The sequence below is a fragment of the Nocardia sp. NPDC088792 genome, assembly GCF_044750615.1.
Lineage (GTDB): Bacteria > Actinomycetota > Actinomycetes > Mycobacteriales > Mycobacteriaceae > Nocardia.
Window position 1 is genome coordinate 61,214 of record NZ_JBIVKC010000007.1, and the last position, 26,179, is coordinate 87,392.

The 26,179-nt window shown below is 67.9% G+C and carries 27 protein-coding genes; 10 read left to right on the plus strand and 17 right to left on the minus strand.

Annotated features, from left to right (window positions below; translation table 11 throughout):
• Positions 1–272: 272 nt before the first annotated feature.
• From ACIP5Y_RS40150 to ACIP5Y_RS40170, 5 genes are all read right to left on the minus strand, one after another.
• Positions 273–638: a DUF6188 family protein gene (locus ACIP5Y_RS40150; RefSeq protein WP_400358182.1), complete on the minus strand. Its 366-nt coding sequence runs from the start codon at positions 636–638 to the stop codon at positions 273–275.
• A 71-nt stretch (positions 639–709) separates the two neighbouring features.
• Positions 710–2,182, minus strand: a complete 1,473-nt coding sequence (locus ACIP5Y_RS40155; protein ID WP_400358184.1) for a GntP family permease — start codon at positions 2,180–2,182, stop codon at positions 710–712.
• 9 nt (positions 2,183–2,191) lie between these two features.
• Complete coding sequence (locus ACIP5Y_RS40160; RefSeq protein WP_400358968.1) at positions 2,192–2,800, minus strand: bifunctional 4-hydroxy-2-oxoglutarate aldolase/2-dehydro-3-deoxy-phosphogluconate aldolase; 609 nt, start codon at positions 2,798–2,800, stop codon at positions 2,192–2,194.
• A 55-nt stretch (positions 2,801–2,855) separates the two neighbouring features.
• The gene (locus tag ACIP5Y_RS40165; protein WP_400358186.1) at positions 2,856–4,472 is read right to left on the minus strand and encodes an amidohydrolase family protein; all 1,617 of its coding nucleotides are present in this window, start codon (positions 4,470–4,472) and stop codon (positions 2,856–2,858) included.
• Between the two features lie 10 nt (positions 4,473–4,482).
• Positions 4,483–5,814 carry an amino acid deaminase gene (locus ACIP5Y_RS40170; protein WP_400358188.1) on the minus strand — a complete coding sequence of 444 codons (1,332 nt, stop codon included), beginning with the start codon at positions 5,812–5,814 and terminating at the stop codon, positions 4,483–4,485.
• A 105-nt stretch (positions 5,815–5,919) separates the two neighbouring features.
• On the opposite strand from ACIP5Y_RS40170, the gene ACIP5Y_RS40175 reads away from it, so the two are divergent.
• Genes ACIP5Y_RS40175 through ACIP5Y_RS40185 form a run of 3 tightly spaced genes read left to right on the plus strand, consistent with a single transcriptional unit; the run spans position 5,920 to position 8,124 of the window.
• Entirely contained in the window at positions 5,920–6,954 is a 1,035-nt protein-coding gene (locus ACIP5Y_RS40175) for a sugar kinase (RefSeq protein WP_400358190.1), read from the plus strand.
• On the plus strand, positions 6,951–7,706 hold the full coding sequence (locus ACIP5Y_RS40180; protein WP_400358192.1) for an IclR family transcriptional regulator: 756 nt from the start codon (positions 6,951–6,953) through the stop codon (positions 7,704–7,706). The genes ACIP5Y_RS40175 and ACIP5Y_RS40180 overlap by 4 nt, the downstream gene beginning before the upstream one ends.
• A 10-nt stretch (positions 7,707–7,716) precedes the next feature.
• A complete protein-coding gene (locus ACIP5Y_RS40185) occupies positions 7,717–8,124 on the plus strand; it encodes a RidA family protein (protein WP_400358194.1) in 408 nt (135 codons plus the stop codon).
• A 58-nt stretch (positions 8,125–8,182) separates the two neighbouring features.
• Here the strand turns inward: ACIP5Y_RS40185 and ACIP5Y_RS40190 are convergent, their stop codons facing one another.
• Positions 8,183–9,220: a hypothetical protein gene (locus ACIP5Y_RS40190; RefSeq protein WP_400358196.1), complete on the minus strand. Its 1,038-nt coding sequence runs from the start codon at positions 9,218–9,220 to the stop codon at positions 8,183–8,185.
• Between the two features lie 34 nt (positions 9,221–9,254).
• Positions 9,255–9,767: a PspA/IM30 family protein gene (locus ACIP5Y_RS40195; RefSeq protein ID WP_400358198.1), complete on the minus strand. Its 513-nt coding sequence runs from the start codon at positions 9,765–9,767 to the stop codon at positions 9,255–9,257.
• Between the two features lie 265 nt (positions 9,768–10,032).
• Between ACIP5Y_RS40195 and rho the strand changes: the two genes are divergently transcribed.
• Positions 10,033–11,196 (plus strand): transcription termination factor Rho, encoded by a 1,164-nt coding sequence (gene rho / locus ACIP5Y_RS40200; protein WP_400358199.1) that lies wholly within the window; start codon positions 10,033–10,035, stop codon positions 11,194–11,196.
• Between the two features lie 13 nt (positions 11,197–11,209).
• Here rho and ACIP5Y_RS40205 read toward each other — a convergent pair whose 3' ends face one another.
• Both ACIP5Y_RS40205 and ACIP5Y_RS40210 read right to left on the minus strand, forming a co-directional pair.
• Positions 11,210–11,995: an alpha/beta hydrolase gene (locus ACIP5Y_RS40205; RefSeq protein WP_400358201.1), complete on the minus strand. Its 786-nt coding sequence runs from the start codon at positions 11,993–11,995 to the stop codon at positions 11,210–11,212.
• 9 nt (positions 11,996–12,004) lie between these two features.
• Positions 12,005–13,312, minus strand: coding sequence for an MFS transporter (locus ACIP5Y_RS40210; protein WP_400358203.1), 1,308 nt, complete (start codon positions 13,310–13,312; stop codon positions 12,005–12,007).
• Between the two features lie 216 nt (positions 13,313–13,528).
• Between ACIP5Y_RS40210 and ACIP5Y_RS40215 the strand changes: the two genes are divergently transcribed.
• The 3 genes from ACIP5Y_RS40215 (at position 13,529) to ACIP5Y_RS40225 (ending at position 15,436) form a co-directional block, all read left to right on the plus strand.
• Positions 13,529–13,960 (plus strand): Rrf2 family transcriptional regulator, encoded by a 432-nt coding sequence (locus ACIP5Y_RS40215; protein ID WP_400358204.1) that lies wholly within the window; start codon positions 13,529–13,531, stop codon positions 13,958–13,960.
• 82 nt (positions 13,961–14,042) lie between these two features.
• Positions 14,043–14,780, plus strand: a complete 738-nt coding sequence (locus ACIP5Y_RS40220) for an SDR family NAD(P)-dependent oxidoreductase (protein WP_400358206.1) — start codon at positions 14,043–14,045, stop codon at positions 14,778–14,780.
• Between the two features lie 65 nt (positions 14,781–14,845).
• Positions 14,846–15,436 (plus strand): TIGR03086 family metal-binding protein, encoded by a 591-nt coding sequence (locus ACIP5Y_RS40225; protein ID WP_400358208.1) that lies wholly within the window; start codon positions 14,846–14,848, stop codon positions 15,434–15,436.
• A gap of 16 nt (positions 15,437–15,452) precedes the next feature.
• Here ACIP5Y_RS40225 and ACIP5Y_RS40230 read toward each other — a convergent pair whose 3' ends face one another.
• The 3 genes from ACIP5Y_RS40230 to ACIP5Y_RS40240 all read right to left on the minus strand — a co-directional run bounded on the left by ACIP5Y_RS40230 (position 15,453) and on the right by ACIP5Y_RS40240 (position 17,988).
• Positions 15,453–16,838, minus strand: a complete 1,386-nt coding sequence (locus tag ACIP5Y_RS40230; protein WP_400358210.1) for an MFS transporter — start codon at positions 16,836–16,838, stop codon at positions 15,453–15,455.
• A 111-nt stretch (positions 16,839–16,949) separates the two neighbouring features.
• Complete coding sequence (locus tag ACIP5Y_RS40235; protein ID WP_400358212.1) at positions 16,950–17,108, minus strand: hypothetical protein; 159 nt, start codon at positions 17,106–17,108, stop codon at positions 16,950–16,952.
• Positions 17,109–17,271: 163 nt separating this feature from the next.
• Positions 17,272–17,988 (minus strand): MarR family transcriptional regulator, encoded by a 717-nt coding sequence (locus tag ACIP5Y_RS40240; protein ID WP_400358214.1) that lies wholly within the window; start codon positions 17,986–17,988, stop codon positions 17,272–17,274.
• Between the two features lie 223 nt (positions 17,989–18,211).
• Here ACIP5Y_RS40240 and ACIP5Y_RS40245 point away from each other — a divergent pair, with 223 nt between their 5' ends.
• Complete coding sequence (locus tag ACIP5Y_RS40245; RefSeq protein ID WP_400358216.1) at positions 18,212–19,012, plus strand: hypothetical protein; 801 nt, start codon at positions 18,212–18,214, stop codon at positions 19,010–19,012.
• On the opposite strand, the gene ACIP5Y_RS40250 is transcribed toward ACIP5Y_RS40245, so the two are convergent.
• The gene (locus ACIP5Y_RS40250; RefSeq protein ID WP_400358217.1) at positions 18,964–19,371 is read right to left on the minus strand and encodes a VOC family protein; all 408 of its coding nucleotides are present in this window, start codon (positions 19,369–19,371) and stop codon (positions 18,964–18,966) included. The genes ACIP5Y_RS40245 and ACIP5Y_RS40250 overlap by 49 nt on opposite strands.
• A gap of 58 nt (positions 19,372–19,429) precedes the next feature.
• Between ACIP5Y_RS40250 and ACIP5Y_RS40255 the strand changes: the two genes are divergently transcribed.
• Positions 19,430–19,882 (plus strand): MarR family winged helix-turn-helix transcriptional regulator, encoded by a 453-nt coding sequence (locus tag ACIP5Y_RS40255; protein WP_400358219.1) that lies wholly within the window; start codon positions 19,430–19,432, stop codon positions 19,880–19,882.
• A gap of 107 nt (positions 19,883–19,989) precedes the next feature.
• Here ACIP5Y_RS40255 and pheT read toward each other — a convergent pair whose 3' ends face one another.
• From pheT to ACIP5Y_RS40270, 3 genes are all read right to left on the minus strand, one after another.
• Complete coding sequence (pheT, locus tag ACIP5Y_RS40260; protein WP_400358221.1) at positions 19,990–22,491, minus strand: phenylalanine--tRNA ligase subunit beta; 2,502 nt, start codon at positions 22,489–22,491, stop codon at positions 19,990–19,992.
• 32 nt (positions 22,492–22,523) lie between these two features.
• On the minus strand, positions 22,524–23,585 hold the full coding sequence (gene pheS / locus ACIP5Y_RS40265; protein ID WP_400358223.1) for a phenylalanine--tRNA ligase subunit alpha: 1,062 nt from the start codon (positions 23,583–23,585) through the stop codon (positions 22,524–22,526).
• An 85-nt stretch (positions 23,586–23,670) separates the two neighbouring features.
• On the minus strand, positions 23,671–24,606 hold the full coding sequence (locus tag ACIP5Y_RS40270) for a potassium channel family protein (RefSeq protein WP_400358225.1): 936 nt from the start codon (positions 24,604–24,606) through the stop codon (positions 23,671–23,673).
• A gap of 64 nt (positions 24,607–24,670) precedes the next feature.
• Between ACIP5Y_RS40270 and lipB the strand changes: the two genes are divergently transcribed.
• A complete protein-coding gene (gene lipB / locus ACIP5Y_RS40275; protein ID WP_400358226.1) occupies positions 24,671–25,330 on the plus strand; it encodes a lipoyl(octanoyl) transferase LipB in 660 nt (219 codons plus the stop codon).
• 10 nt (positions 25,331–25,340) lie between these two features.
• Here lipB and ACIP5Y_RS40280 read toward each other — a convergent pair whose 3' ends face one another.
• On the minus strand, positions 25,341–26,141 hold the full coding sequence (locus tag ACIP5Y_RS40280; RefSeq protein ID WP_400358228.1) for an SGNH/GDSL hydrolase family protein: 801 nt from the start codon (positions 26,139–26,141) through the stop codon (positions 25,341–25,343).
• Positions 26,142–26,179: the final 38 nt, after the last annotated feature.

The window sequence follows — 26,179 nt, forward strand, 5'->3', positions numbered from 1 at the left end:
ACCGCAACTGGGACAAATTGGGACAGGGCCGGAACTTGACGATCGACACGCCGGATCGGGATGCTCATCCAGGCCGTCCGACGATGTACGGCCACCACGGAGGCCCGGGAGGGGACGGCACGGCCGCGGTTCACCCCGTCCCGGATGAGGCGAACCACGCCGCGTGCCGCTGGGGTTTCCGAGCAGCGGGCAAAGGTATGGCTATCGTCGCCCTTGCACGATCGCGCCGCGGCCGGTGCACGAACGCACCGGCCGCGCGCGAACTGTCCCACTCACTCTTCGGCGGACCAGATCGCGAGTTCGCCGCGCGGCATGCACACCACCAGGTAGCGGCCGGGTGCGGTGAGATTCCACGCCTCGAAGTAGGGGTCCGGTTCGACCGCCAGCCGGTGGCCCGACTCCAGCAGGATGCCCAGCGCGCCCCCGGCGGCGACCGCCGCCGACACCACTTCACCGGTGAGCGCGGCCGTCAGCTCGTCGGTGTGTGGTTCGCCGGGAATGCGGTGCAGGGTCGGACCGGTCGGGCTGTGCACGGCCAGTTCGCCTTCCACGTGCAGCTCGTATTCGCCCGCGCCCAGCACGAGTATGGGATCGGAACGCAGCACCGTCAGGTGTGCACCGGCGATCGGTAGATCCATGACCCGCTCCCAACGTCCGGAATGTCCTGAACCCACTCTGCCGGATCGGACCCGATCGCGTCGGACAGTGATCAGGTCAGTACGGCGAACAACAGCGCCGCCACCGCGAAACTCACCACGGACAAAATGGTTTCCAGCACCGTCCAGGTCTGCAGGGTCTGTTTCACGCTGAGATTGAAGAACTTCGAAATCATCCAGAAACCACCGTCGTTCACGTGGCTGAGGACGATCGAGCCGGCCGCGATGGCCATGGCGATGAGCGCCAGCGCCAGCTGCGAATAACCGTGCCCGGTCACCAGCGGCGCGACGATGCCGCCCGTGGTGACGATCGCCACCGTCGCCGAGCCCTGCGCGATCCGCAGGCCGCAACTGATCACATACGCCAGCACGATCACCGGCAGCCCGGCCTCGGACATGGTGTGCGCCAAGGCGGTACCGATCCCGGTCGCGGAGATGACCTTGCCGAAGAACGCGCCCGCACCCACCACCAGCAGCAGCATGCCCACCGGCCGCAGCGATTCGGCCGTCACCGCGCCCAGCTCCTGCACCGAGGAGCCGCGGCGGATGCCGAGCACATAGAACGCGACCAGCACCGCCAGCAGCAGGGCCACGGCGGGCGTACCGAGGAAGGTCAGCACCTCCAGCGGCGTCGAATTCGCCTGCAGCAGCTGACTTCCGAAGGTCGCGCCGAGAATCAGCACCAGCGGGATCGCGATGATACCGCCGATCAGCACCACTGAGGGCGGGCGCACGGGGGCCGCGACACCGACCGCCGCCGCACCGGGACCGGAAGCCACCGCGACCGGACTGCCGGAATCTGCGGTGGCGGAGCCTGAATCGCGCTTGCGAACCAGGAACTCGGCGGGCACCTCTACCTGGATGCGCTTCCCGATCCAGCTGCCCCACACGATGCCCGCGGCAATGAATCCCGGTATGCCGCAGACGAATCCCATGAGGATCAGCCAGCCCAGGCTCACGCCCATCAGCCCGCCCAGCGATACCGGACCCGGATGCGGGGGCAGGAACGCGTGGGTCATGGACAGGCCCGCCACCATGGGCATGGCGTACAGCACCAGCGAGCGCCCGCCGCGTTTGGCGGCCACGTACACCAGCGGCGCCAGCACGAAGATGCCGATATCGAAGAACACCGGAATGCCGAAGATGAGCCCGAGCAGGCCCATGGCGACCGGAGCGCCCTTCTCGCCGAACATGTTCAGCAGCTTCTCGGTCAGTACGTCGGCGCCGCCGGAGCGTTCCAGGATCGCGCCGAGTACCGTGCCCAGGCCGATGATCACGGCGATATGGCCGAGGATCCCGCCGAATCCGGTCTCCAGCAACGAGTCCGAGGACTTCAGCGGGGTGCCGACGATCTGGGATACCGGCAGGCCGGCGGCCAGCGCCAGCCCGAGACCGGTGAGCAGCAGGGCGATGAACGGTTCCAGCTTGAACCGGATGATGGCCAGCAGCAGCACGGCGATCGCGAGACCGCACAGCAGCAACAGTCCCGGCGTGCTCGTACGCAGCCAGTCGACGGTGGCGCTCATGTTTACCTCTCAGTGCAAGGAGCGGGCGAAACCGGCCGCACGCGCGGCGATCCCGGCCCAATCACCGGCCGCCACGGCGGCCGGCGGGACTACATCGGTGCCGGCGGTCACCGCCACCGCCCCCTGGGCAAGAAACTCGGCGGCATTCCCCGCATTGACCCCACCCGACGGAATCAGCCGCACCCCCGGAAACGGCCCGCGCAGATCCTTCAGATACCCGGGGCCGAGCGCCCTGGCCGGAAAGATCTTCACCGCGGCCGCACCCAGATCCATGGCCCGCATGACCTCGGTCGGCGTGAAGGCCCCCATGACAACGGGAATCCCGTGCCGCGCAGCCACTTCCGCGACGGCTTCGGTATTGCCCGGCGTAACCAGGAACTGCGCACCCGCATCGATCGCCGCACGCGCCTGCTCGGCGTTCAGCACCGTCCCCGCCCCGATCACCGCCCGCCCGGCCTCGGCAACCTTACGCAGGCAATCCAGCACGCCCGGCGTGGTGAAAGTCAGCTCCACGGCCCGGATTCCGGCCCCGGCCAGCGCATCGGCGAGGGCCACCGGATCCGGAATCTCCGGCGCGCGCACAACGGTCAGCGCCTTATCGGCCAGAATCGCCTCCATGGCGGTGGTCACGGGATCTCCTTCTGCATCAGGGACAGGGACAGGCGGTAGGCGGTCATCGGGTATCGCCCGAGACCGGGTCACGACGTAGGGCGCGACCGGCGCGGGTGCCGGTGGGTTTGCCTGCGTTGATGGCGAATTCGCCGTTGACGAGAACGTAAGGAATGCCCTGGGCCTGTTGTTTCGGGTTGTCGAAGGTGGCGGTGTCGAGAACCGTCTGGGGGTCGAAGAGAACCAGATCGGCGGCGTAACCCGGGCGGATGAGGCCGCGGTCGCGGAGGCGCAGGCGTTCGGCGGGACGGCCGGTGCAGTGGTGGACGCAGTCCTCGAGCTCGAGGATGCCGAGTTCGCGGGTGTAATGGCCGAGGTAGCGGGGGTAGGTGCCCCAGGCGCGGGGGTGCGGGCGTTCGGGGGCGAGCAGGCCGTCGGTGCCTGCCATGTGGCGGTGGTGGCGCATGATCGCGCGGACGTTCTCCTCGTGGCCGACATGCTGAAGGATGCTGGTGGCCAGCTGATCCCGGGTCAGCAGGTCGAAGAAGACCTCGACCGGGGGGACATCCTCGGCGACCGCGATCTCGGTGACGGTGCGGCCCACGTACCGTTCGAGGTCCGGGTTCGCCACGCCGCTGATCTGGATGGTGTCCCAGTCCACGGTCACGCCGTGACAGCCGTCGGAGCCGTGCACGTTCACGTCCGCGACGATTGCCAGCCGGGTGTCGAGGTCCGAGATCCGTTCCAGCGCCGCATCCGGCCCGCCGGACATGGCCCAGCTGGGCAGCAGCGCCGACAGCGTGGTCGAGCCCGGCAGATACGGGTAGGTATCGAGGGTGATGTCGCAGCCTTCAGCGAGGGCGGCATCGATCATGGCGAGGAATTCCGGTGCGCGGCCGCGATTTTCGCCGAAGTTCATGGTGGCGTGGGTGAGGTGCAGGGCGCAGCCGGTGCGGCGGGACAGCTCGATCATCTCGGCGTAGGCATCCAGTGCGCCCTTGCCGTAGGAACGGGTGTGCGGGGCGTAGAAGCCGCCCGCCTGGGCCACCACCTCGCACAGGGCCGCGAGTTCGGTGGTGTCGGCGTACATGCCGGGCGTGTAGGTGAGCCCACTGGACATGCCGACCGCGCCCTCGGCCAGGGATTGTGCGAGCAGTTCGCGCATGCGGTCGATCTCCGGCGGGGTGGCCGGGCGTTTGTCATTGCCCACCACCATCATGCGCAGCGTGCCCTGCGGCACCAGGTAGGCGGCGTTCGGGGTGATCCCGGACGAATCCAGCCGATCCAGGTACTCGCCGACGGTGCGCCAGGTGAAGTCCAGATCGGCGGGATTGCCGTTCCAGCCCGCGATCTGGCGGCGTACGACGGCGAGGGTCGCGTCGTCGATCGGCGCATAGGACAGCCCGTCCTGTCCGATGACCTCGGTGGTGATGCCCTGGCTCACCTTCGGGAAGTGCTCCGGCGCGGTGAGCAGATGCAGGTCCGAATGGGCGTGCATATCGATGAAACCCGGTGCGAGCACCATGTTCTCGCGCTCTTCGAGGATGCGGTCCGCACCGGGCAGGGTGCCGGGCTCCGCGATCCGGGCGATGCGCCCGCCGTGCACCAGCACATCGGCGCGGTAGCGCGGCGCACCCGTGCCGTCGATGACGTCGATGTCACGAATCAGCAAGTCGGCCATGATATTCCGCTCAGAAATAGGTCGGCAGGAAATCCACGATCCGGGGCCGTGCGGCCTCGGCGTCGTCGATCACCGGAATGAGCCGCCACTTGTCGAAGGCCGTGCACGGATGCGACAAACCCAGCCGCACCACACTGCCCACCGGCACATCGGCCGCACTGCCGCCGGGCAGCCGCAGGAAGGCGTGCTGGTCGTTCAGCGCGGACACGTGCGCACCGGTCGGCAGCGGACGTGCTGCCGGTCCCGCCATCCGCTGCGGGACCGGCAGCCCCTCATCGAACGGAAGATCACGCTTGCCGGCGTCGAGCAGCGCGAGTTCCGTTTCCGGGCGGGACACCGAGCGTGCCCAGCCGTGCATGGCCGACCGCAGCGGGCGCTCGGCACGGCCCGCGGCCAGTGGTGAGATGCCGGAGTAGAAGCCGTCGTCGTGGATCAGGTACGCACCGGAACGCAGTACGACGGTGGTCGGAATCCCTTGTGCGCCTTCCTCGTCCGCGTATTCGGCCAGCTGCTCCACCACGAGATCGGGATAGGCGCTGCCGCCCGCGGTGATGATCGCGGCGTCCTCGTAGCGGCCCTCGGCGGCCAGTTCCCGATGCAGCGTGCCGATCTCGCCGAGATAGGAGCGCACGGCGGCCACCGCCTCGGCGCTGCGATCGTGAGCGAGGGCGCCTTCGTAGCCGCCGATGCCCGCCAGCTTCAGCCGGGCGGACTTGTGCACGGCGTCGGCGATCTCGTGGGCGGCTGCCTTGCCGCGGGCGCCCGTACGGCCGTGCGACCCACCGAGTTCCACGATCACCGACAGCCGGACGCCCTCCGGCGCGTCGGCGAGGTGTCGTTCCATCTCGCGCACCGAGTCGACGCCGTCCACCCAGCTGAACAGTTCGAAGTTCGGGTCGGCCACGATTTCGGCTGCGGCCCAGCGCAATCCGATCGGATCCAGCAGGGCATTGGCGAGCATGATGCGGTTCAGGCCGAGTGCGCGGCCCACCTGCACCTGCCATCCGGTGGCGAGGGTGATGCCCCACGCCCCGGCCGCGAGCTGTTCGAACCAGAGTTGCGGCGACATGGAGGTCTTGCCGTGCGGGGCCAGCCGCACGCCGGCGGTCCGCGCCCAGTCGGCCATGACGGCGAGATTGGCGTCGAGCGCCGCGCGGTCCATGGTGAGGACCGGGGTCTGCAGCTCGTCCAGATGCGGTGCCGTGGCCAGGAATTCCCGCACCGTCAGTCCCCAGGCGGCGGGCGGCAGCGATTTGTGCTGCGGGCCGAGAATCAGCTCGCCCGGCTCGTTCGGGATTGCGGCGACATCCTTGTCGGCGGCCACGACGCTCCTTCCGGTCATAGCGTCAAGACATTGCATAATTTGCAACGCTTGTTGCACATCGTGTTTCCGGTGGTTATTCTGCACGTGATGTCCGAATGCCGCAACCACTCGAAGGAGATCGGTGTGATCCAGCCGACCCCACGCGCCGTCACCGTCGGCGAAGGGCTCGCGGTATTGATCGCCCGGCCCGGGCCGCTCGAGGACTCCCCCGTCTTCGAACGCGGCACCGGCGGCGCCGAGGCCAATGTGGCCGGCGTCCTCACCCAGCTCGGCGTACCGACCGCCTGGATCTCCCGCATCGGCGACGACGGCTTCGGGCGCTACCTGATTCGCGAACTCACCGGCCGCGGCGTCGACACCTCCGCGGTCACCGTCGACCCGGCCCGGCCCACCGCCGTCTACGTGAAGGAACGCGGCAGCGGCTCGGGACGGCCCACCGACCTCGACGCCGGCGCCAGCCGCATGCTCTACTACCGCACCGGCTCGGCCGCCAGCGCACTCTCCCGCACCGACCTCGATGCCGCGGCGGCACTGCTCGATACCGCCGAACTGATCCACTTCACCGGCATCACGACCGCGCTGTCGCCCTCCGCGACCGAACTGACCGAGGCCATCCTCGCCCTCCCCAGACACGGACGGCTGATCAGCTTCGACCTGAATTACCGCCCCGCACTGTGGGATCGGCGCGCAGATGTCGCCGCCGACATCCTGGCCCGCCATCTGCGCGCCGCCGATGTGGCGTTCCTCGGGGCCGACGAGGCCGAGGCCGTCTTCGGCGTTGCCGACGCCGGCAAGCTGCGCACTCTCTTCCCCGAGCCCCGGCATCTGATCGTCAAGAACGACAAGCATTCCGTGACCGGCTTCCTCGGCGCGGACCGGCTCGAAGTTCCGGCGCTGGCTCTCGAGGTCACCGAAAGAATCGGTGCGGGAGACGCTTTCGCGGGCGGTTACCTGGGCGCGCTACTGCAGGGCCGATCCCATGAGCAACTGCTGCGGTTCGGCCACCTCTGCGCCGCCGCCGCACTCACCGGCACCGGTGATGTGGCCGAGTTGGCTCCGCTACCGGTGCTCGAATACCTCGCCGCCGCAACCGCGTCCGAGTGGGCGGGTATGCATTACCCGCCCGGCGTGGCCGTAGCCGAGAATGTGGCGTCATGAGCCAGAGTCTCCAGCGCGCCCTCCACCTGCTCGTCCGGCTCGGTGAGGAACCGCAGTCCCTGGACCAGCTGGCCGCACTGCTGGGGGTGCACAAGTCGACGGTGCTGCGGCTGCTGCAGACCATGGAGGCCGAGCGCTTCGTCACCCATGACAGCGAGCACCGGTATCGGCTGGGCACCAGGCTCTTCGAACTCGCCAACCGGTCGCTCGAGGGGCGTGACGTGCGCACGGTGGCGCGGCCGCATTTGAGCGCGCTCAATGCCGAGACCGGGCAGACCGTGCACCTGGCCACCTACGAATCCGGTGAGGCCGTCTACATCGACAAGCTCGACGCCACCCACAGCGTGCGCATGTACTCGCGGATCGGGCGGCCCGCGGCGCTGCACTGCACGGCGGTCGGCAAGGTGCTGGTGGCCGGGCAGCCGCGGGCGCAGTGGCCGGTCATCGCCGGGCGCCTCGACTATCGGCCCTATACCGACCGCACCATCCGCACGCCGGAGCAGTACCTCGTGGAGCTGGAACTCGTTGCCGCCCAAGGGTTCGCGGAGGATCACGAGGAACACGAGAGCTTCATCAACTGCATTGCCGTCCCGATCCATGACGGGACCGGCACGGTCGTCGCCGCACTGTCGGTCTCCGTGCCGGACATGCTGCTCGACCACGACCAGGTGCTCGGTCTGCTGCCGCGCGTGCGCGCCACCGCCGACGCCGTATCCACCGAGCTCGGCTGGAGTCCGAGCCCCGACCAGTGAAAGGCCCACTGTGACCGAGAAGATCGCCATCCGCACCGACCAGGCGCCCGCACCCGCCCACACCTTCTCCCAGGGTGTACGGAAGGGGCCGTTCCTGCAGGTCTCCGGACAAGGACCGGTCGATCCCGACACCAACGAATACCTCTACCCGGGAGACGTTGCGAACCAGACCATCCGGACGCTCGAGAATGTGCGGGCCATCGTGGAGGCCGGCGGGGCACGCTTCGACGATGTGGTGATGCTGCGCGTGTACCTCACCAAGCGTGAGGACTTCGCCATCATGAACGAGGCCTACGGCAAGTTCGTGAACGAGAACACGACCAGTGGTGTGCTACCCAGCCGCACAACGGTTTTCACGGGTCTGCCGCGCGAGGAGATGCTCGTCGAGATCGACGGCATCGCGATCGTCGAAAGCTGATACCACGAAACACGAACGGGCCGGTCACCTTTCGGTGACCGGCCCGTTTCCGTCGGTCTTACTTGGTAGCTTCCGTCAGCACGGCGAGCACCGGCTCCGACAGGAAGAACGGCTCCAGCCGCTCGCGGATCAGCTTGGCCAGCACGCCATTTCGCTTGGCGGCCTCCACCACGGCCGGGCCGTAGCGCAGGATCTCCTCGGCGATGACCTCATTGGACAGGCCCAGTTCCGGCAGCAGTCCCGCCAGGGTGTAGTCGCCGTACTTCTCGTAGAAGACCTCGACGCCCTGGTCGACCAGCACCCCGAAGTACTCCTTCTCGCGCGTGGTGAGCGCGATCCGGTGGATGATCAGGGCGAGCTCGTAGAGATCCTGCTGGGACAGGTATTCGCGCAGTCCACTGACCGGCTCGCCCGCGTGCAGGTCCCAGAATTCCATGGCCGCATCGTGCACGGGTGCGTCGCGGAGCATTTCGCGGATGGCGTTATTGGTGCGCTTGAGCGCGAATTGCGCGCCCTTGCCCGCCATTTCGCCGATGAAGCTGCCGCCGGCCTTCTCCGCCGCCTTGCGCGCGGACTTGGCAGCATTGGTGCCCATCGACACCAGGGAGCCGACGCCGGGAATCTTCGAGGCCATCTGCTTGTTGGCCTCCATCAGATCGTCGACCAGCTTGTCCACGAACTTGGCGGCGACCGTCGCGATCAGCGGGCTCTCGGTGAGCCGCTCCAGGATTCGTTCCTGGGCCTGGTGCAGGCCGAAGATCTTCTCCAGCAGCTGTTCCACCGGCTCGCGTTCGACCACGTCGCCGAGGGTGTAGTCATTGTTGGCGGCGATGTTCTCGTAGAGGGAGTTGGCCAGGGTGCCGACCATCTCGCCGAGGACGGGGCTGCCGCCGATCAGGTCGATCACATTGGCGACGGTCTGCTTGGCCTGATCGATCTCCACGACATCGCGGAAGATGATGGTGTCTGCGACACCGATCACCGCGTCCACGTCGCGGACGATAACCTCGGCGAAGCGCTCGCCGGTCACCTCCGCGACAATGAAGTCGACCTGGAGGTCGAGCAGGCGCTCTGCGATTTCGCGAGGCTCGGTCATAGGGTTCCACCCATCGGTCGTACGGACCGCTGGACTACTCGGAATCGTTGTCGTGCATCGATTTTCGAATCTGGTCCAGGCGGTCCCGCGCGGCCTTGCGCCGCGCATCCCACTGTTCGTCGACGCTACGACCCGCCGGTGTCTGCCGATCCAATTCGCCCATCCCCTGCGAGGTGCCGTAGCGCTGCTCGACCTTATCGCGAACTGACTCGAAAGTAGGGACACCGGCTGTCGTATAGCCGCCGATCTCCGTCCCGGACGGAATACCCGCAGGCGGTATCGGTGTTACAGGGGTGACGGGACCGTCTCCGACCTGCACCGACGGGCCGGGCGTCTCAGACTCCGGATAGCTTTCCGGGAACGGGGTGTCAGGAGTCACATCGATGACATCCGAAACATGACTGCCGGACGTGGCCGCGATCGACTGCGCCACCGCATGTAGTGCAGCCAGACCGGCCCGGCCGTGGCTGGCGACCGCGACCACCGCCGCGAGCTCGCCATCCGACAGCTGCGACAACTGCCCCGCGAGAATCTCCGCATCGCTCATGCGTTCCAGGCTACGCAGCGCCACCGACCGCCGGGCGAAACGCCGGGATTGCGCGATGTGCGATCCGGGGCGTACGGTGAAGTGGTCGCAGTCTCGAGGATGCAGGTCGACGTAGCAGGTCCCTCCCCCGAGATTTCTTCCCTCACGAGTACGGATTCCGCAGGTGTGGTTCGGCTACCCGCGTAGACCCCGCTCGAATCCGGAAGCGGCCCAATGCCGCTCCGGTCTCAACCTTCCTTTCTCATGCCTCTCGAGGAGTAACACCATGACAACCATCAATCCCGCTCCCGCATTGGAGCACATCGAAACACTCACGCCCGCAATGGGAATCATCGACTTCCACGGCCAGAACTGCTTTCTCCGTGTCGACGGCTACCTGCCCGGGACAAACGATATCCACGTGCCGACCCGGCTCGTCCGCGAGCACGATCTGCGCCGCGGCGACGCCGTAGCCGGCCTCGCGCAGCCGAATCCCAAGAGCGGCAAGCTCGCTCCGCTGGTGCGGGTCGACACCGTCAACGGCGAGGCGCCCGGCGCGGTCAAATCCCGGCCGCGATTCGCGGACCTCACCCCCATCCATCCCGACGAGCGACTGCGGCTGGAGACCGGCAGGCATCAGCTCACCACCCGCGTCATCGACCTGATGATGCCGATCGGCAAGGGGCAGCGCGCCCTGATCGTCGCACCGCCCAAGGCGGGCAAAACCACTGTGCTGCAGGAGATCGCGCACGGCCTGGTGGCCAATCATCCCGAAGTGCACCTCATGATGGTGCTCGTCGGCGAACGGCCCGAGGAGGTCACCGAGATGTCGCGCGGCATTCCCGCCGAGGTCGTCGCGGCCACCTTCGACGAATCACCCGCCCAGCAGGCCGCACTCGCGGAACTCGCCATCGAACGCGCCCAGCGGCTCGTCGAACAGGGCCGCGATGTCGTCGTGCTGCTCGATTCGCTGACGCGACTGGCCCGCGCCTACAACCTGTCCGGGCCCGCCTCGGGCCGGATCCTTTCCGGCGGAGTCGATTCCGCGGCCCTGCTGCCGCCGAAGAGGTTCCTCGGCAAGGCCCGCAATATCGAAGGCGGCGGCTCGCTGACCATTATCGCGACCACCCTGGTCGAGACCGGGTCGCAGGCCGACACCCTCATCTTCGAGGAGTACAAGAGCACCGGTAATGCCGAGCTCAAGCTGGATCGCACGCTGGCCGGGCGGCATATCTACCCCGCCGTCGACATCAACCGCTCCAGCACCCGGCGCGACGAACTGCTCTTCGCCCCCGATGAGCGCCGCGCGGTCGACCAGCTGCGACGCACCCTGGCCGGGCTCGACGACCAGCGCGCCCTCGACATACTGCTCGACGGCCTGCGCAAGACCGGCAGCAATGCCGAGTTCCTGCTCAATATCCTGCGCGGAAGTCACGCCGCCGCGGCGTGATGCCGCCCGGAAATCACTGTGGCGCGCGCCGCGCGGGTGGCAATACCCCGGCGAGCCAGGCCGCCACGGTGTCGGCCCAGCCCGGAATCAGCACCAGATCGTTGTGATGAGCGCCGGGATAGATCACCAGCTGCTTCGGCTCGGACGCATTGGCGAACAAGGTCCGGCCCATCTGCACCGGCAGTAGTTCATCGGCATCGCCGTGCATGATCAGCACCGGGCAGCGCAACGTACGAATGCGCCGCAGACTCGGATAGGCGTTGGGCACCAGCAGTTTCGGCAGGAACGGGTAGACCGCCCGGGCCGCGTCCCGCATGCCGGTGAAGGTCGACATGAGGACCAGCGCCGCGGGCGGCAGGGCATTCGACAGCTCCAGCATGACGCCGCCGCCGAGCGATTTACCCAGGTACACCACCCGGTCCGGATCCACCCCCGGCTGTGCGAGCAGCGCCTCCCGCGCGGCTCGCACGTCCCGATAGGTCCCGTGCTCGCTCGGCCGTCCGGAACTGCGGCCGTAACCCCGGTAGTCGAAGGCCAGCACATCGAATCCGGCCGCGGCCAGCAAGGCCAGGATCGGCGAGCGATCCCCCAGGTTCCCGCCGTTCCCGTGCGCGAACAGGATGTGCCCCAGCGGTTCCCGCGCGGCGCGCACGAACCAGGCATCCACCGTCTCACCGTCAGTGGTACGCAGCGACAGCTGTTCGTACGGCACGCCGAACTGGTCCGGGGTCGCGAGGATCCGCCGATCGCCCGGCACGAAGCTCAGCGCATTGAGGACAGGGGTCGCTGGATGCAGCATGGTTCCTTCCTACCGCACCCGCTCCCGGGTGGCGTTGCGCATGGCCAGCGCGCCGAGGGCCGAAGCCACCATGCAGACGCCCACCACCCACAGCCCGGCCCGCTGCGAACCGGTCCAATCCTTCAGCCAACCTGTCACATACGGCGCCGCGAAACCGCTGATATTGCCGATGGAATTGATCAGCGCGATACCGCCGGCCGCGGCGGCGCCGGACAGGAAGGTACTGGGCAGCGCCCAGAAGGTCGGCAGTGCCGCCAGCACCCCGACCGCACAGACGGTCACCGCGACCATGGCCCCGAAGGGGTCACCCAGGTACAGCGTGACCGGAATGGCGAGCCCGCCCACCAGGGCGGGGAGCGCCACATGCCACACCCGTTCGCCGGTGCGATCACCGTGGCGGCTCCACCGGACCATGACCACCGCGCCGATCACATACGGCACGGCATTGATCAGACCGCGCTGGATCACCGAATAGTGCGTGCCGTACTGCTGCTGGAAGCCATTGATGATGGTGGGCAGGAAGAAGCCCAGCGCATACAGGCCGTAGACGATCCCGGCGTACACCAGTGCCAGGCCGAGAATCCGCGGCGAGGTGAGCGCCTTGCGCACCGTCCAGTGCCCGCTCACCGACCGTTGCTCGTCCTCCGCCGCGAGTTCGGTTGCCAGCCACTGCCTTTCGTGCGGTTCCAGCCAGCGCGCCTGCTCCGGCCGATCGGTGAGGTACCACCAGGTGACCACGGCCAGTATCAGGGACGGCACGCCCTCCACCAGGAACATGAAGCGCCATCCGGTGAGCCCGAAAACCCCGTTGCCCCACTGCAATACCAGGCTCGACAGGGTTGCGCCGAGCGCCGTCGAGATCGGCACGGCGGTCATGAACAGGGCGACGATCCGCGCCCGCTGCTGCTGCGGGAACCAATAGGTCAGATACAGCAGAATTCCCGGAAAGAACCCGGCCTCGGCCACACCCAGCAAGAACCGCAGCACGATCAGCGTCGTGCCATTGGGTACGAAGGCCATTGCCGAGGCAATCACACCCCACGTCACCAGGATCCGGGCAATCCAGCGCCGCGCGCCGAAGCGGTGCAGCGCCAGATTGCTGGGCACCTCGAGCACCAGGTACCCCAGAAAGAAGATCCCCGAAGCGAATCCGAAGACCGTCTCACTCAACCCGAGCTCGGCCTTCATCCCGTTCGGACCGGCAAACCCGATATTCACCCGATCCAGATAGTTCACGAAATACAGCAACCCCAAAAACGGCACCAACCGCAAGGTCACCTTGCGCAACGTCGCGCGACCCACCTCAACAGATTCCACCCCGGCATTCTGCCTGCCCGCCGCGACGAATCAGCCGAACCATCGGGCGAGGGCGGAGTCGAGCTGCCAGGTCAGGTGAGATCGTCAGGTAGGACGCGAAATGCCTTGTGTTCGGTGAGTGGCGAGTTGAGGCGACTTCGCCACGCTCGTGCAACGGGCGCTTGCCATCGGTTGGACGTAACCGTTACTGTTACGACATGGTCGGAGGTGCGGGTTATGAGTGCTAACAGCAGGCTGACCATTGCGGCGCATGCGCTGACGTGGATCGGGTTGTATCAGCGGCGGGGGAATGTGGTGGCCACTTCGGAGCAGATCGCGACGAGTGTGAATACCAATCCGGTGGTGATACGGCGGTTGCTGGGCGAGCTGCGCAGGGCGGGGTTGGTCGAGTCGCGGCGGGGGGCGGGGGCGGGATGGATGTTGTCTCGGGACCTCGGTGCGATCAGCTTGCTCGAGGTTTATGAGGCCATCGAGCCCGGGCCGGTTTTTGCGCTGCATCCTGCCACGCCGGACCCGGAATGCGTTGTGGGCAATGGGATCAGGCCCGCGATGACCGCCGCTTACGAGCGGGCCGAAGGCGCGCTTCGTGCGGAGTTGGCGAGAACGACGCTCGAAGACGTGCTACGAGACACATTGCGGGTCAAATGATCTCACGCCTCGATCCGATGAAGTCCTTTTTCCAGCCCATCAATGTAACCACAGTTGTTACCTCTAGGAATCGGAGAATCTCATGGGACAGTTGGACAATAAGATCGCGCTGGTAACCGGGGCCTCCTCCGGCATCGGGCTGGCCATTGCTCGCCGGTTCGCCGCGGAGGGAGCCACGGTGTATCTGACCGGGCGACGCAAGGCCGAGTTGGATGCCGCCGTCGAAGCGGTCGGCAAGCGCGGCGTCGGGATTCGGAGTGATGTGTCGAGTCTCGAGGAACTCGATCGGGTGTTCGCCGAAATCGGTGAGCGCAGTGGACATCTCGACATCGTGGTGGCCAATGCCGGGGTCGGGGACTTCGGTCCACTGGGCGAGATCACCGAGGCGGAGTACGAACGCACCACCTCGATCAACCTGAAGGGGACGGTTTTCACCGTTCAGAAGGCGCTCCCGCTATTGCGGGCCGGCGCCTCGGTGATCCTGCTCTCTTCCAGCGCGGCCCTGGTCGGCGTACCGGGACTGGGCGTCTACGGCGCCACCAAGGCCGCCATCCGCAGTCTCGCCCGCACCTGGGCCGCGGAACTGGCGGGGCGCGGCGTCCGGGTCAATGCCCTCACCCCCGGGCCGATAGCGACACCCGGCGGCGACGAGATCCGCGACGCGTTCCCGCACGGCAATTCCGGCGGCGCACCCACACCGCTCGGCCGTATGGGGCATCCCGACGAGGTCGCGGCCACCGCCCTCTACCTGGCCGGGGACCAGAGTTCGTTCACCACCGGCGCGGAACTGCTCGTCGACGGCGGCGCCACGCAACTCTGAGCCGCGGATCGGCGTGACGCGTTTCTACAAGACCCGATGTCCGGTATCGACCTAGCGTTCCCGGTATGAACAAGATCTTCTCTGCGATGACCGAATGCGCTGCCGAAGCCGGCCGGGTGGCGCAGGGAGTCCGCTCCGACCTGTTGTCGGGACCGACTCCCTGCGCCGAGTTCGATGTGCGTGCGCTGATCAACCACTGGGTGCTCTACTCGTCATACGGGCTGGAGTGCCGGGCCCAGCGCCGGCCGCTTCCCGACGAGCTGACCGAGCGCGATTTCACCACCGCGAGCGATTGGGCCGAACAGTTTGCGGCGCAATTGGATCGGGCGCTCAAAGCCTGGTCCGACCCCGCCACATGGGAGGGTGATATCGATCTGGGCTGGGCCACGACGCCCGCCGCCGAGGTCGCCGCAATGCTGCTCCTGGAACTGGCGCTGCACGGGTGGGATGTGGCCATGGCGACCGGCCAGCAGTACCGGATATCCGAGCCGTCGGCGTCGACCATCAAGGAGATCGTCGACGGGAACGCCGAGGGCTATCGCGAATACGAAATGTTCGGTGCGGCAGTCGAAGTCGCCGACAGCACGGACCCTTTCACGCGCGCCGTGGCCGCATCCGGCCGGGACCCGCACTGGGCGCCCGCCGTCCGGGCCTGACCGACGACCTCCATTCTCATGCCGATTGCGGCCGCGGGCGGACTCCCGCGGCGGTAATCGCGGCGAGTAGTGCGGTACCGGCGATGAACCACCAGCCGTGCCGGAATGAGCTGACGGGATCGGAGGTTGCGGCGAACACGGCGATCAGGATGGCGACGCCCAGGACATAGCCGAGCTGGCGGGCGGTGTTCACCACCGCGCTGCCGGTGGCCGACAGGGCCGCCGGAAGTTCGGCCACCGCCGTGGCCATCAGGCTGGGCAGGGCGATACCGATGCCCGCGCCGATGACCATCCAGCCCGGCAGTACATCTTGCGCGTACCGGACCGGCGTACCGGAGCAAGCGATCAGCAGCAGCGTCCCCGCCGCGAACAGCAGATTACCCAGCGCGACAACGCTATTCACCGGCAGTCGGCGGATCAGGTACTGGCCGACGGCGGCGAACACGGGCACCATCAGCGGGCCCGGCGCGATGGCGAATCCGGCTTCGAGCGCGCTGTAGCCCGCCACGTTCTGCAGCCACAGCACCATGCTCAGGAACGATGCCCCGAACGCGGTGCAGAACGCCAGCACGGTGACGTCGGCCCACACGAACGACCGCACCCGGAACAGATGCGGCGGCACTACCGGATCGGAATGCCGCAGCACACGCACCAGGAACAGCCCCGACAGCACGACGGCGATGCCGAGGACGGACCAGACCGCCGAACCACTCCAGGCGCCGCTTTCGACCAGCCCCAGCGACAGTGTGCCGAGCGCACCGATCAGCAGGGCCACCCCCAGCAGGTCCGGCATCCGGGCCTGAGTCTGCTGCCGTAGATCCGGAATCGCGCGCAGCGCGGCGATTCCGGCCACGATGCCCACCGGAATATTGATCACGAATATCAGCCGCCAGGAAATCTCCACCAGCGCGCCGCCCACGACGGGCCCGAGCGCACCGGCCACGGAACTCGTGGTGGCCCAGACCTTCACGGCGCCGCTCACCCGTTCCGGCGGCAGCACGGTGAGCAGCAGGCCCAACGCGGCCGGCGTCAGCACCGCCGCCCCCGCAGCCTGCACGACCCGGAATACGACCAGCAGCCACAGCGTCGGCGCCACCGCGCACAGCGCACTGCCGAGCGTGAACACGCCGAGCCCGACCAGGAATCCGTTCTTCCGCCCCAGTCGATCGGACAACCGTCCCGCCGGAATCAGCAATGCCGCATACGCGATCGCATACCCGTTGAGCACCCAGCTCAGGTCCGCCAGCGACGCCCCCCGGAAACTCTGCCCGATCTTCCCGAAGGCGACGTTCACCACGAACACGTCGAGCATCGCCACGAACGACGCGGAACAGAGAATCCAGACGACCGCGGTCGGCCGTACCCGCTCCCGCGTATCGACCTGCAGGACAGAGTCTTCCACGACAACCCCTCTAACTCTAGTTAACTAGAGCCATCTTATCGATGACTATAGTTAAGTCAAGCCAACTGGGGGTAGGGCTACGCCCTCCGGCGCCGGGCCGCGGCGCTGCTGTCAGTCGCTGCGCAGCCGGGCCGCCAATACTGCCGCCTGGGCCGCGATCCCATCCAGGCCAGCGCCCTTCGAACGCGTCGCGAACAGGTCGGCACGCTCCGCCATCAAAGCCCAGGCGGCGGGCCGCCACGGCACCAGATTGGTGACCATGTAGGACATCTCGAACGATGGCGCACTACGACATGGCTCTCGGCAATGCCGAGACTGTCACCGCGATCCGTTTGCAGCACAGACGGTTTCGGCGACAGCAACCCCCTTCCCCCGTTGCCCCAAAAGTATGGGCACCGCAGCGGGAGAACACCGCGACCAGGCTCCGGCCGGATCACCGATCAGCCGGGTGGGACCGGGATGGTCCTGCCGCGTGCCATCGTTCGACGGCCTGGACCATTTCGCTGCCCAGGTAGTCGAGGTAGCGGCCGATCTCGGTCAGGCGGGCGCCCGCCGGGGTGGCCGGGCCGAGGATCTCGGCGCCGCGGCGGGCGGCCCGAACCTTCGCCTCGGAGGCGCGGGCGAGGTTGAGGGTGGTGCGGTACCAGGTGCGGTCGTCGATGCAGTACCGGTCGCGGCGTGCTGAATCACGTTCCCGGCGAATGAGATCCCGCTTCTCCAGCGCGCCGACGGCGGTGGAGATGGAGGCGGGGCTGACGCCGAGGCGGCGCACCAATTCGGCGGCGGTCAGACTGCCGGAGTCGGTGAGATGCAGGCAGGTCAGTACTCGGGCCTGCATCCGGGGCATCCCGTCGAAGACGAGCAGCTCGGCGAACCGCGCCGCGAACTCGCGCAGCGCCTCATCGTCCATGCCGAAACCCGCTGCGGGCGAGGCCGGTTGCGGTGCTCTGCCCCGGCGGGCTCGCACCACGGTGGCGCGGTGTGCCCGGTCGGCCCGATAGCGGCCCGGTCCCCCATTACGGATCACCTCGCGGCTGACCGTCGAGGCCGGTCGCTCGAGCCGGCGTGCGATCTCGGTGTAGCTCCAGCCGTCGGCCAATCCCGCCGCGATGAATTCCCGCTCCTCGAGTGCGAGTCTGCCGCCTGGCATCGGTGCGATCCTCCTTCGTCGGTCCCGCGGCGCCGAGATGCGTTCAGCGACATCTCATTGCAAATCCGCGCCTCGGGTATTGCGTTTCGCCGCAGGGTCATTGCATTCGCATACGCGCTCCAACTGCGAGAATAGAAGATTTCCACGAGGTTCTCATTGAGAAACCATTGAACACGACCTAGCGTTCGATGCAACCTGAAAGGTGCGCACCGGAAGGAAACCGATGACCGGCACGTTCACTGTCCGGCGGACGCGGCTGCTCGCCGAACGAGTGGCAGCGATCAGTGACCTGTACCTGGATGTCATGGAGCACGCCGGCGGTCCGGTCGATCTGGTGAAGTGGTTCGCCCATCCCATTGCGGCACTGACGATCTGTGAACTGCTCGGCGTGCCCGACGCCGACCGCGATCGCTTCCAGTGCCTGGTGACCGAACTCGCCACCGACCTCGGCGATCCGGACCTCCCCCGCAGCACGCGCGTCGAAGCTGGAGTCGCCGCTTTCGAGGAGACGCGGGACTACATGCGAAATCTGGTCGCCGCCAAGCGAACCGAACCGGCCGACGATCTGCTCGCTGACCTGACCCGGGCAGACGTGCGGGACGAAGAACTCGCCCGGACAGCCACACTCCTGCTGATCGGCGGATTCGAGATCAGCGCACATATGTTGACGCTCAGCGCATTCGGACTGCTGCGCGACCCGGAACAGTGCGCCACACTGCGCACCGATCCCGAGCGCGCGGCCGAGGAACTGCTGCGCTACGTGACCGTTCCCCCGACCACCACGCGCTTCACCCACGGCATCCACGGACGCCTGGGCCGGCAGCTGGCCGGGTTGGAGCTGCGAATTGCACTGCCCGCCCTGATAACCCGCTTTCCGGGTCTGCGGCTCACGGTACCGGCGGAGGAGGTTCGGATGCGGCCGGCCGGCGCCGGAGGCCGCGCAGTGCAATGGCTTCCGGTCACTTGGCAGGCGGGTCAGTACGACTGGAGTTCGATGAGGTGCCCCTCGGGGTCGCGCAGGTGAGCGGTGCGCAGGCCGGGGCCCCACTCGGGGCGGTCCGTCGCCTCGGTGACCAATATGCCGCCGTGTTTCAGGCACAGAGCCAGGCCCTCGTCGACATCGGCTACCTGGCAGACGAACATGGCCCGGTCCTGTGCGGCGGGAGTCGAGGCCGGGAGATCGGTGGTGCCGATGGTCGCGGCCAGGGCGGCGCGATCGAAGAGTACGAGGATCGCCTGGTCGTCGACATCCCAGTTCGCGTAGGGGCCGGCGGCGGTGCCTTTCCTCAGGCGGGCGCCGAAAAGCGCTGGGAGGACGGCGTCGTAGAACTCGAAGCCGGCGGCGAAGCGGTCCACGAGCAGGCGAGGGTGTAGGGCATCCATGCGGATCCTTCAATTCCTAGGTGTGCACCCATGATGGGTTGGCACCTATAGTCCTATCATGGACGAGCCCACCGTGCAGCCGCCGAGCCTGACCGCTCTCACGACCTATTTGCTGTCCCGGACCGGCAAGGCGGCGCGGCAGCGGCTGGCCGAGCGACTCGCAGGGCGGGGTTTGCGGCTGTGGCATATGGCCGTGCTGGCCGCCTTGGCCGACTTCGGCCCGCACGCACAACGAGATCTGGCACTGCGGCTGGCGATCGATCCCAGCGATATCGCGAAGATCGTCGAGGACCTCGGCACGCTCGGTCATGTCGAGCGCGTGCGCGACGCGGCCGACCGGCGGCGGGTGACGGTCGCACTGACCGAGACCGGCCGTGCCACGCTCGCCGAATTGAACGCCGAGGAAGCAGCGGTTCAGGACGAACTACTGGCACCGCTGACCGCCGCCGAACGGAAGCAACTGACAGCGATGATCAGTCGCGTCTTCATGAACCTGCCGCCCGCGCGATAACGGAGTTCAGCCCATTACGCAGCGCCGCAATGGATTACGGGGCGGGAATGCGAACGGCTCGCCCCGGCACCGAAGTGCCCGGGCGAGCCGCCGTGTTCGCTACCGGGTCAGCCGCGCAGGACTGCGCCCACCGCCGAAGCCGCTGCCGCGACGGCTGCGTCGCGCGCCGCGCTGGCCTCGTCTTCCGTCAGCGTCCGGTCGGGGGCGCGGAAGCGGAGGGCGTAGGTGAGGGATTTGCGGCCCTCACCTGCCTGGGCGCCTTCGTAGACGTCGAAGAGGGAGATGCTTTCGAGGAGAGCGCCCGCGCCGGAGCGGAGGGCGGATTCCACGGCAGCGGCCGGGACGGACTTGTCGACGCTCACCGAGACGTCCTGGAGGACCGCCGGGAACGCGGAAACCACCGGGGCGGGCCGGTTTTCGCGGAGGGGCAGGGCGTCGAGGTCGAGTTCCAGGGCACAGGTGCGCGGGGGCAGGCCCGAACGCTCCAGGGCCGCCGGGTGCAGTTCGCCCGCGTGGCCGACGATCACGCCGTCCACCACGAGTTCGGCGCAACGGCCCGGATGCCACGGCAGCAGGGCTGCGGCGCGGCGTTCGATGGTCACGCCCGCGGCATCGGCGATGGCATCCGCCAGGGCGAAGGCGTCGGCGGCCTCGACCTGACGGCCCTGCCCCCAGGGTCCGCGGGGTTCGCGGCGGCCGGTGAGGACCGCGGCGATGTGAACCGGCTGATCCGGCAGCGAGCGGAGCAGGACGCCGATTTCGTCCTCGGTGGGGCGGCGGTCGACCGGAAGGGGCTCCACCGCGACCGTGTGGTCGGTGGGCAGGACCACCTGGGCGATGCCGTAGATCGCGAGGTCGCGTTCGCCACGGGAGATATTGCGGGCGGCCACTTCCAGGAGACCCGGCAGCAGGGTGGAGGCCAGGTCGGGACGCTCGGCGTCGAGGGGATTGAGCACCTTCAGCGTCTTGCGGCGCGGATCATCCGCATCCAGACCCCAGGTGTCGAACACGGTGGCGGACATGAAGACCGGCGGCTGGACCTCGACCGCACCGGTGAAAGCCAGTGCGCGGCTGACCGAGCGGCGGCGGCGCTGTTCGGCGCTGAGGCCACGACCCGCGGGAGCGGTGGGTAGCACCGAAGGGATCTTGTCGAGGCCCTCCAGGCGCAGCACCTCCTCCACCAGGTCGGCGGGCTGGGTGAGGTCGGGACGCCAGCTGGGCGGGGTCACGACCAGCTGGGCGTGGCCGCCCTCGCTGACGCCGACCTCGACGCCGCAACCGACCTGCTGCAGCCGGCGGGTGGCGGCGCCCGGCGCGTAGTGGATGCCCGCGGTGCGGTCCGCGAGATCGATGTCCATGCTGATCGGGGCGATCGCGGGCACCGGGATGCGGACGTCGGTGAGCACGGATTCCACAGTGCCACCGGCGATTTCGGCCAGCAGGGTGGCGGCGCGATCCAGTGCCGCCAGGTTCACTTCGGGGTCCACGATGCGCTCGAAGCGGCGGCTGGCCTCCGAGCCGAGCTTGTGCCGGCGCGTGGTGCGGGCGACGGCGACCGGGTTCCAGGTCGCGGCCTCCAGCAGGATGTCGGTGGTGTCCGAGCCGACCTCGGTCGAGGCGCCGCCCATGATGCCGGCGAGCGAGACGACACCGGAATCATCGGCGATCACCACGTCCTCGGCGTCGAGCGTGCGTTCGGCCTCGTCCAGCGTCCGCAGGGTCTCACCCTTGTTGGCGCGGCGCACCACCAGCCCGCCCGACACCTTGGCGGCGTCGAAGGCGTGCAGCGGCTGGCCGAGTTCGAGCATGACGTAGTTGGTGACGTCGACGGCCGGGGAGATCGGGCGCACGCCCGAGAGCAGCAGGCGACGCTGCAGCCACCACGGGCTGACGGCGGCGGGATCGATGCCGGTGACGCGGCGGGCGGCGAAGCGCGTGCACAGCGATTCCGGCTCGATCTTCACCGGCCAGGCCTCGGCGTCGGAGTCGGGCAGCAGGCGCTGGGCGGGATCGGCGTACTCCAGGTCGAAGCCGCAGGCCAGCTCGCGCGCCAGGCCGCGCACCGAGAACGCGTAGCCGCGGTCCGGGGTGATGGCCAGTTCGATGACCGTGTCGTCCAGGCCCAGCAGCGCATTGGCGTCGGCGCCCGGTTCGGCGGTGCCCGGCTCGAGCACCAGGATGCCGCTGTGGTCCTTGCCGATGCCCAGTTCGGCGACCGAGCAGATCATGCCGTTGCTGGTGTGGCCGTAGGTCTTTCGCGAGGTGATCTTGAAGCCGCCGGGCAGCACACCGCCCGGCAGCACCACGACCACCAGATCGCCGACGGCGAAATTCCGTGCGCCGCAGACGATCTCCTGCAGTTCCGGATTGCCGACATCGACCTTGCAGAACCGGATCGGCTTCTTGAACTCGGTCAGCTCGGTGATCTCGGCGACGCGGCCCACCACGAGCGGCTGCTCGATATCACCCTCGATCCGCTCCAGCGGATCGACCTCTTCGACTTCCAGTCCGACCCGGACGAAACCGGCGTCGAGCTCCGCAGCCGTCACCGACCACTCGGGGGTGGTGCGCTGCAGGAGTTCCGTCAGCCAGGATTGCGCTACTCGCACTTGACGTTTCGCTTCCTCGTATCGGGGTCAGGTCAGGACTGGATGCCGAACGGCAATGTGAAGCGCACATCACCCTCGACAATGTCGCGCATATCGGACAGGCCGTTGCGGAACTGGAGAGTCCGCTCCATGCCCATGCCGAAGGCGAAACCGCTGTACACGTCGGGATCGATCCCGCTGGCGATGAGCACCTTCGGGTTCACCATGCCGCAGCCGCCCCACTCGACCCAGCCCGCGCCGCCCTTCTTGTCCGGGAACCACACGTCCACCTCGGCGGACGGCTCGGTGAAGGGGAAGAAGCTGGGCCGCATGCGGGTGGTGGTGTCCGGTCCGAACAGCGCCCGCGCGAACGCGTCCAGGGTGCCCTTCAGATGCGCCATGGTCAGGCCCTTGTCGATGGCCAGACCCTCCACCTGCGAGAACACCGGAGTGTGGGTGGCGTCCAGCTCGTCGGTGCGGAACGTGCGGCCCGGGCACACCACGTAGATGGGCAGCTCACGAGACAGCATGGAGCGCACCTGAACCGGCGAGGTGTGCGTGCGCAGCACCTGCCGCGAACCCTCCGGCGCGATGTGGAAGGTGTCCTGCATGGTGCGGGCCGGATGATCCGGCAGGAAGTTCAGGGCATCGAAGTTGAAGTGCTCGGTCTCGACCTCGGGGCCCTCGGCGACCTCCCAGCCCATGCCCACGAACACATCGGCGATGCGCTCGCTCAGCACGGTGATGGGATGCCGGGCGCCGATCGCGCCGCGCCGCGCGGGCAGCGTCACATCGATGGACTCGGCGACCAGCACGGCCGCGTCGCGCTCGGCGAGCAGCTCGGTATTGCGGGCCTCGTAGGCGGCGGACACGCGGCCACGCGCGATATTGACGCGCTTGCCGGCCTCGGCCTTCTCCTCCTTGGGCAGCGTGCCCAGGGAACGCTGGGCCAGCGAGATCGGCGACTTCCCGCCCATGAACTCGGTCTTGGCGACCGCGAGTTCATCCAGGGTGGCGGCCGTCGCAAACGCCTTCTCGGCTGCTTCCGCGGCAGCGAACAGGGACTGTTCGCTCAGCGCCTCGGACGGCTGGGCGGGTTCGATATCGTCGGCCACGATGGTTCGTCTCTCCCCTGGCTGGTGGTGCGGGTCGGGCGGATTTGCCTCCCCATTCTTGCTGGTCGCATCGTAATCCTTGTAATCAGCCCGGTTCACCCGCATTTTCCGCAGCTCGCACCCCGTCGGCGGGGGTACGCAGTTCGCTGCGCAGCGCCGCGAGCTCGGCGCGCAGGGCCCGGACTTCGCCGAGCAGTTCGCCGAGCTCCCGGTCGGTATGCTCGGCGGTCTCGTCGACAGTGCGCAGCTGGTCGGTGACCCAGCTGGTGACGCCGCCGATCACGAACGAGATGAGCCCGATGCCCACGCTCATCAGCACGATGGCGATCAACCGGCCCTCCACGGTCACCGGATACACATCGCCGTAGCCGACCGTGGTGACCGACACCACCGCCCACCACAGCGCATCACCGAAGTTGTGCACGTGCGTGTCCGGCACATCCCGCTCGGCGCCGTACATGGCGACGCTGCACAACAGGATCAGCAGCACCGAACTCACGCCCACGAACACCGTGAGCCGCACCCGCGCCTGCAGCCGGGTATGCCGATCGACCGCGCCCATGATCAACAGCGCGGCCCGGGCCAGCCGCAGTGGACGCAGCGGCGGCAACATCAGGATCACCATATCCAGCCAGTTCTTGCGCAGGAACCGTCGGCGATCCACCGAAAACCGCAGGCGGAGCAGGAAATCCAGGCAGAAGAGCACCCAGATCGTGAGATCGATTCGGGTGAGCCAGGGATCGAGTCCGCGAGTTCGCCCGTGATCGAGCACCTGCCAGACATAGGAGACGAGGAAGACGACGGCCAGCGCCGACAACGGCAGTGCCGTCGCCCGCTCCCAGCGCGACTCGTGGCCGGCTCGTGGATCGGATTTCGGGAGCGAGGGCGGCTCGGCCGCGAGTTCGGTGGGAGACATGGGCGCGTCGAATCGGGTCGGATCGACCTGGGGCCGATAGCGGAGAGAATCGTGCTGGGCGTGGACGGTATCCCTGCGGGCGTCGACCACACTGCGGAGCAGCATCGCACCCCGGCCCGGCGCGGGCGCGAACAGGCGGGGACGAGCGCGCGTGGTACGAATGGACTTCGTGAAGGTCCGTCCCCTGGCATTGATCGACGACACCGACCGGCTCACCGAATACTCCGCCGCCATGGACCGCATGCAGCGGCTGTGGCAGGAGCGCGTCGAGGACCGGCGGCCGGATACGCTGTGGCTGCTCAGCCACGAACCGATCTTCACCATCGGCCGGCGCACCCCGGAAGCGCATCTGCCCGCACCGGATTCCGCGATCCCGGTGTTCGAGACCAACCGCGGCGGTCAGCTCACCTATCACGGTCCCGGCCAGCTGGTCGGGTATCTCGTGGTCAAGCTGCGGCCGGGCGAGGGCGTGGTCGACTACATCCGCGAGGTCGAGCACCGGATGATCGCCGCCCTCGACGCGCTCGGTATTCCCGCCGAACGCCGCGAGACCCCGCGCGGTTCGGAACTACTGACCGGCGTGTGGACCCGCGATACCGGACGCAAGATCACCTCCATCGGAATGCGGGTGGGGCGCAATGTCTCCACGCACGGCTTCGCGGTGAACGTGACCGGTGATCTGAGCCCGTGGAAGCTGGCCGTCGCCTGCGGCCTCCCGGAGGTCGATATGACCTCGGTCGAGCGGGAACTCGGCGACCGCCCCGCACCCACCCTCGAGCAGGTCGCGAAGACGGTCGCCACGGCTTACGAGGCAGTCATCCCGGACTGACGCCCGCCGGTCAGCGGACCGGTTCCAGGCGGGGCCGTTTCGGCCGCATGCCGTCGCCGGAGGACTGGCCGGTCAGCCGGCGCTGAATCCACGGCAGCAGAAACTCCTTGGCCCAGTGTAGATCCTGGAGGCGGGCGTCCGGCCAGGGCAGTGGGTCCTGTGCGGGCCACGGTGCGCGCCAATCGTCTTCGACGGGGACGCCGAGCAGCTCGCATACCCGCAGCGCCACCCGCCGATGGCCTTCCGGGGACAGGTGTAGCCGGTCCCAGCCGAAGGCGCGGGGATCCTGCAGCGGCTTCATGCCCCACAGATCGACCACGGGACAGCCGAATTCGTCCGCCACCGCGCGAATGTGCATGTTGTAGGTGGCGATCTTGCCGCGCATGCGGCGCATGACCGGCTGGGAGCCGACATCCATGCCGGTGAAGACCACGACGGTCGCCCCGGTCTCGCAGAGCCGGGCGACCGCGTCCCGGAACAGTCCGGCCAGCGTGTCGGGATCGCCGCTGCCCGGCCGGAGGATGTCGTTGCCGCCGGCGCAGAAGGTGATGAGGTCCGGACGCAGATCCATGGCGAGCGGCAGCTGATCGTCGATGATCTGGCGAATCAGCTTGCCGCGCACCGCGAGATTGGCGTAGCGCACCTCGGGAACCTGCCCGGCCAGGTGTTCGGCCACCCGGTCCGCCCAGCCGCGATACCGCCCGTCCGGGGTGTCCGCGCTGTCGGGGTACGGGTCGTCGAGACCCTCGGTGAAACTGTCACCGAGGGCGACGAAGGACAGGATTTCTCGTTCGAGGGATAGCTTCGGCACGGTATTCGATCATGCTCCGCGACCCCTCGGTTACGCGA

Bases quoted from the DNA above. Each gene is read 5' to 3' on its own strand.
- rho (WP_400358199.1), top strand. From the start codon at position 10,033: ATGACAACCATCAATCCCGCTCCCGCATTGGAGCACATCGAAACACTC.
- ACIP5Y_RS40190 (WP_400358196.1), bottom strand. From the start codon at position 9,220: ATGACCGAGCCTCGCGAAATCGCAGAGCGCCTGCTCGACCTCCAGGTC.
- ACIP5Y_RS40170 (WP_400358188.1), bottom strand. From the start codon at position 5,814: ATGACCGGAAGGAGCGTCGTGGCCGCCGACAAGGATGTCGCCGCAATC.
- ACIP5Y_RS40205 (WP_400358201.1), bottom strand. From the start codon at position 11,995: ATGCTGCATCCAGCGACCCCTGTCCTCAATGCGCTGAGCTTCGTGCCG.
- ACIP5Y_RS40245 (WP_400358216.1), top strand. From the start codon at position 18,212: ATGACCGGCACGTTCACTGTCCGGCGGACGCGGCTGCTCGCCGAACGA.
- ACIP5Y_RS40165 (WP_400358186.1), bottom strand. From the start codon at position 4,472: ATGGCCGACTTGCTGATTCGTGACATCGACGTCATCGACGGCACGGGT.
- ACIP5Y_RS40250 (WP_400358217.1), bottom strand. From the start codon at position 19,371: ATGGATGCCCTACACCCTCGCCTGCTCGTGGACCGCTTCGCCGCCGGC.
- ACIP5Y_RS40235 (WP_400358212.1), bottom strand. From the start codon at position 17,108: ATGTCCTACATGGTCACCAATCTGGTGCCGTGGCGGCCCGCCGCCTGG.
- ACIP5Y_RS40225 (WP_400358208.1), top strand. From the start codon at position 14,846: ATGAACAAGATCTTCTCTGCGATGACCGAATGCGCTGCCGAAGCCGGC.
- ACIP5Y_RS40240 (WP_400358214.1), bottom strand. From the start codon at position 17,988: ATGCCAGGCGGCAGACTCGCACTCGAGGAGCGGGAATTCATCGCGGCG.
- ACIP5Y_RS40160 (WP_400358968.1), bottom strand. From the start codon at position 2,800: ATGGAGGCGATTCTGGCCGATAAGGCGCTGACCGTTGTGCGCGCGCCG.
- ACIP5Y_RS40180 (WP_400358192.1), top strand. From the start codon at position 6,951: ATGAGCCAGAGTCTCCAGCGCGCCCTCCACCTGCTCGTCCGGCTCGGT.
- ACIP5Y_RS40195 (WP_400358198.1), bottom strand. From the start codon at position 9,767: ATGAGCGATGCGGAGATTCTCGCGGGGCAGTTGTCGCAGCTGTCGGAT.
- ACIP5Y_RS40150 (WP_400358182.1), bottom strand. From the start codon at position 638: ATGGATCTACCGATCGCCGGTGCACACCTGACGGTGCTGCGTTCCGAT.
- ACIP5Y_RS40255 (WP_400358219.1), top strand. From the start codon at position 19,430: ATGGACGAGCCCACCGTGCAGCCGCCGAGCCTGACCGCTCTCACGACC.
- ACIP5Y_RS40215 (WP_400358204.1), top strand. From the start codon at position 13,529: ATGAGTGCTAACAGCAGGCTGACCATTGCGGCGCATGCGCTGACGTGG.
- ACIP5Y_RS40220 (WP_400358206.1), top strand. From the start codon at position 14,043: ATGGGACAGTTGGACAATAAGATCGCGCTGGTAACCGGGGCCTCCTCC.
- ACIP5Y_RS40155 (WP_400358184.1), bottom strand. From the start codon at position 2,182: ATGAGCGCCACCGTCGACTGGCTGCGTACGAGCACGCCGGGACTGTTG.
- ACIP5Y_RS40270 (WP_400358225.1), bottom strand. From the start codon at position 24,606: ATGCTGCTCCGCAGTGTGGTCGACGCCCGCAGGGATACCGTCCACGCC.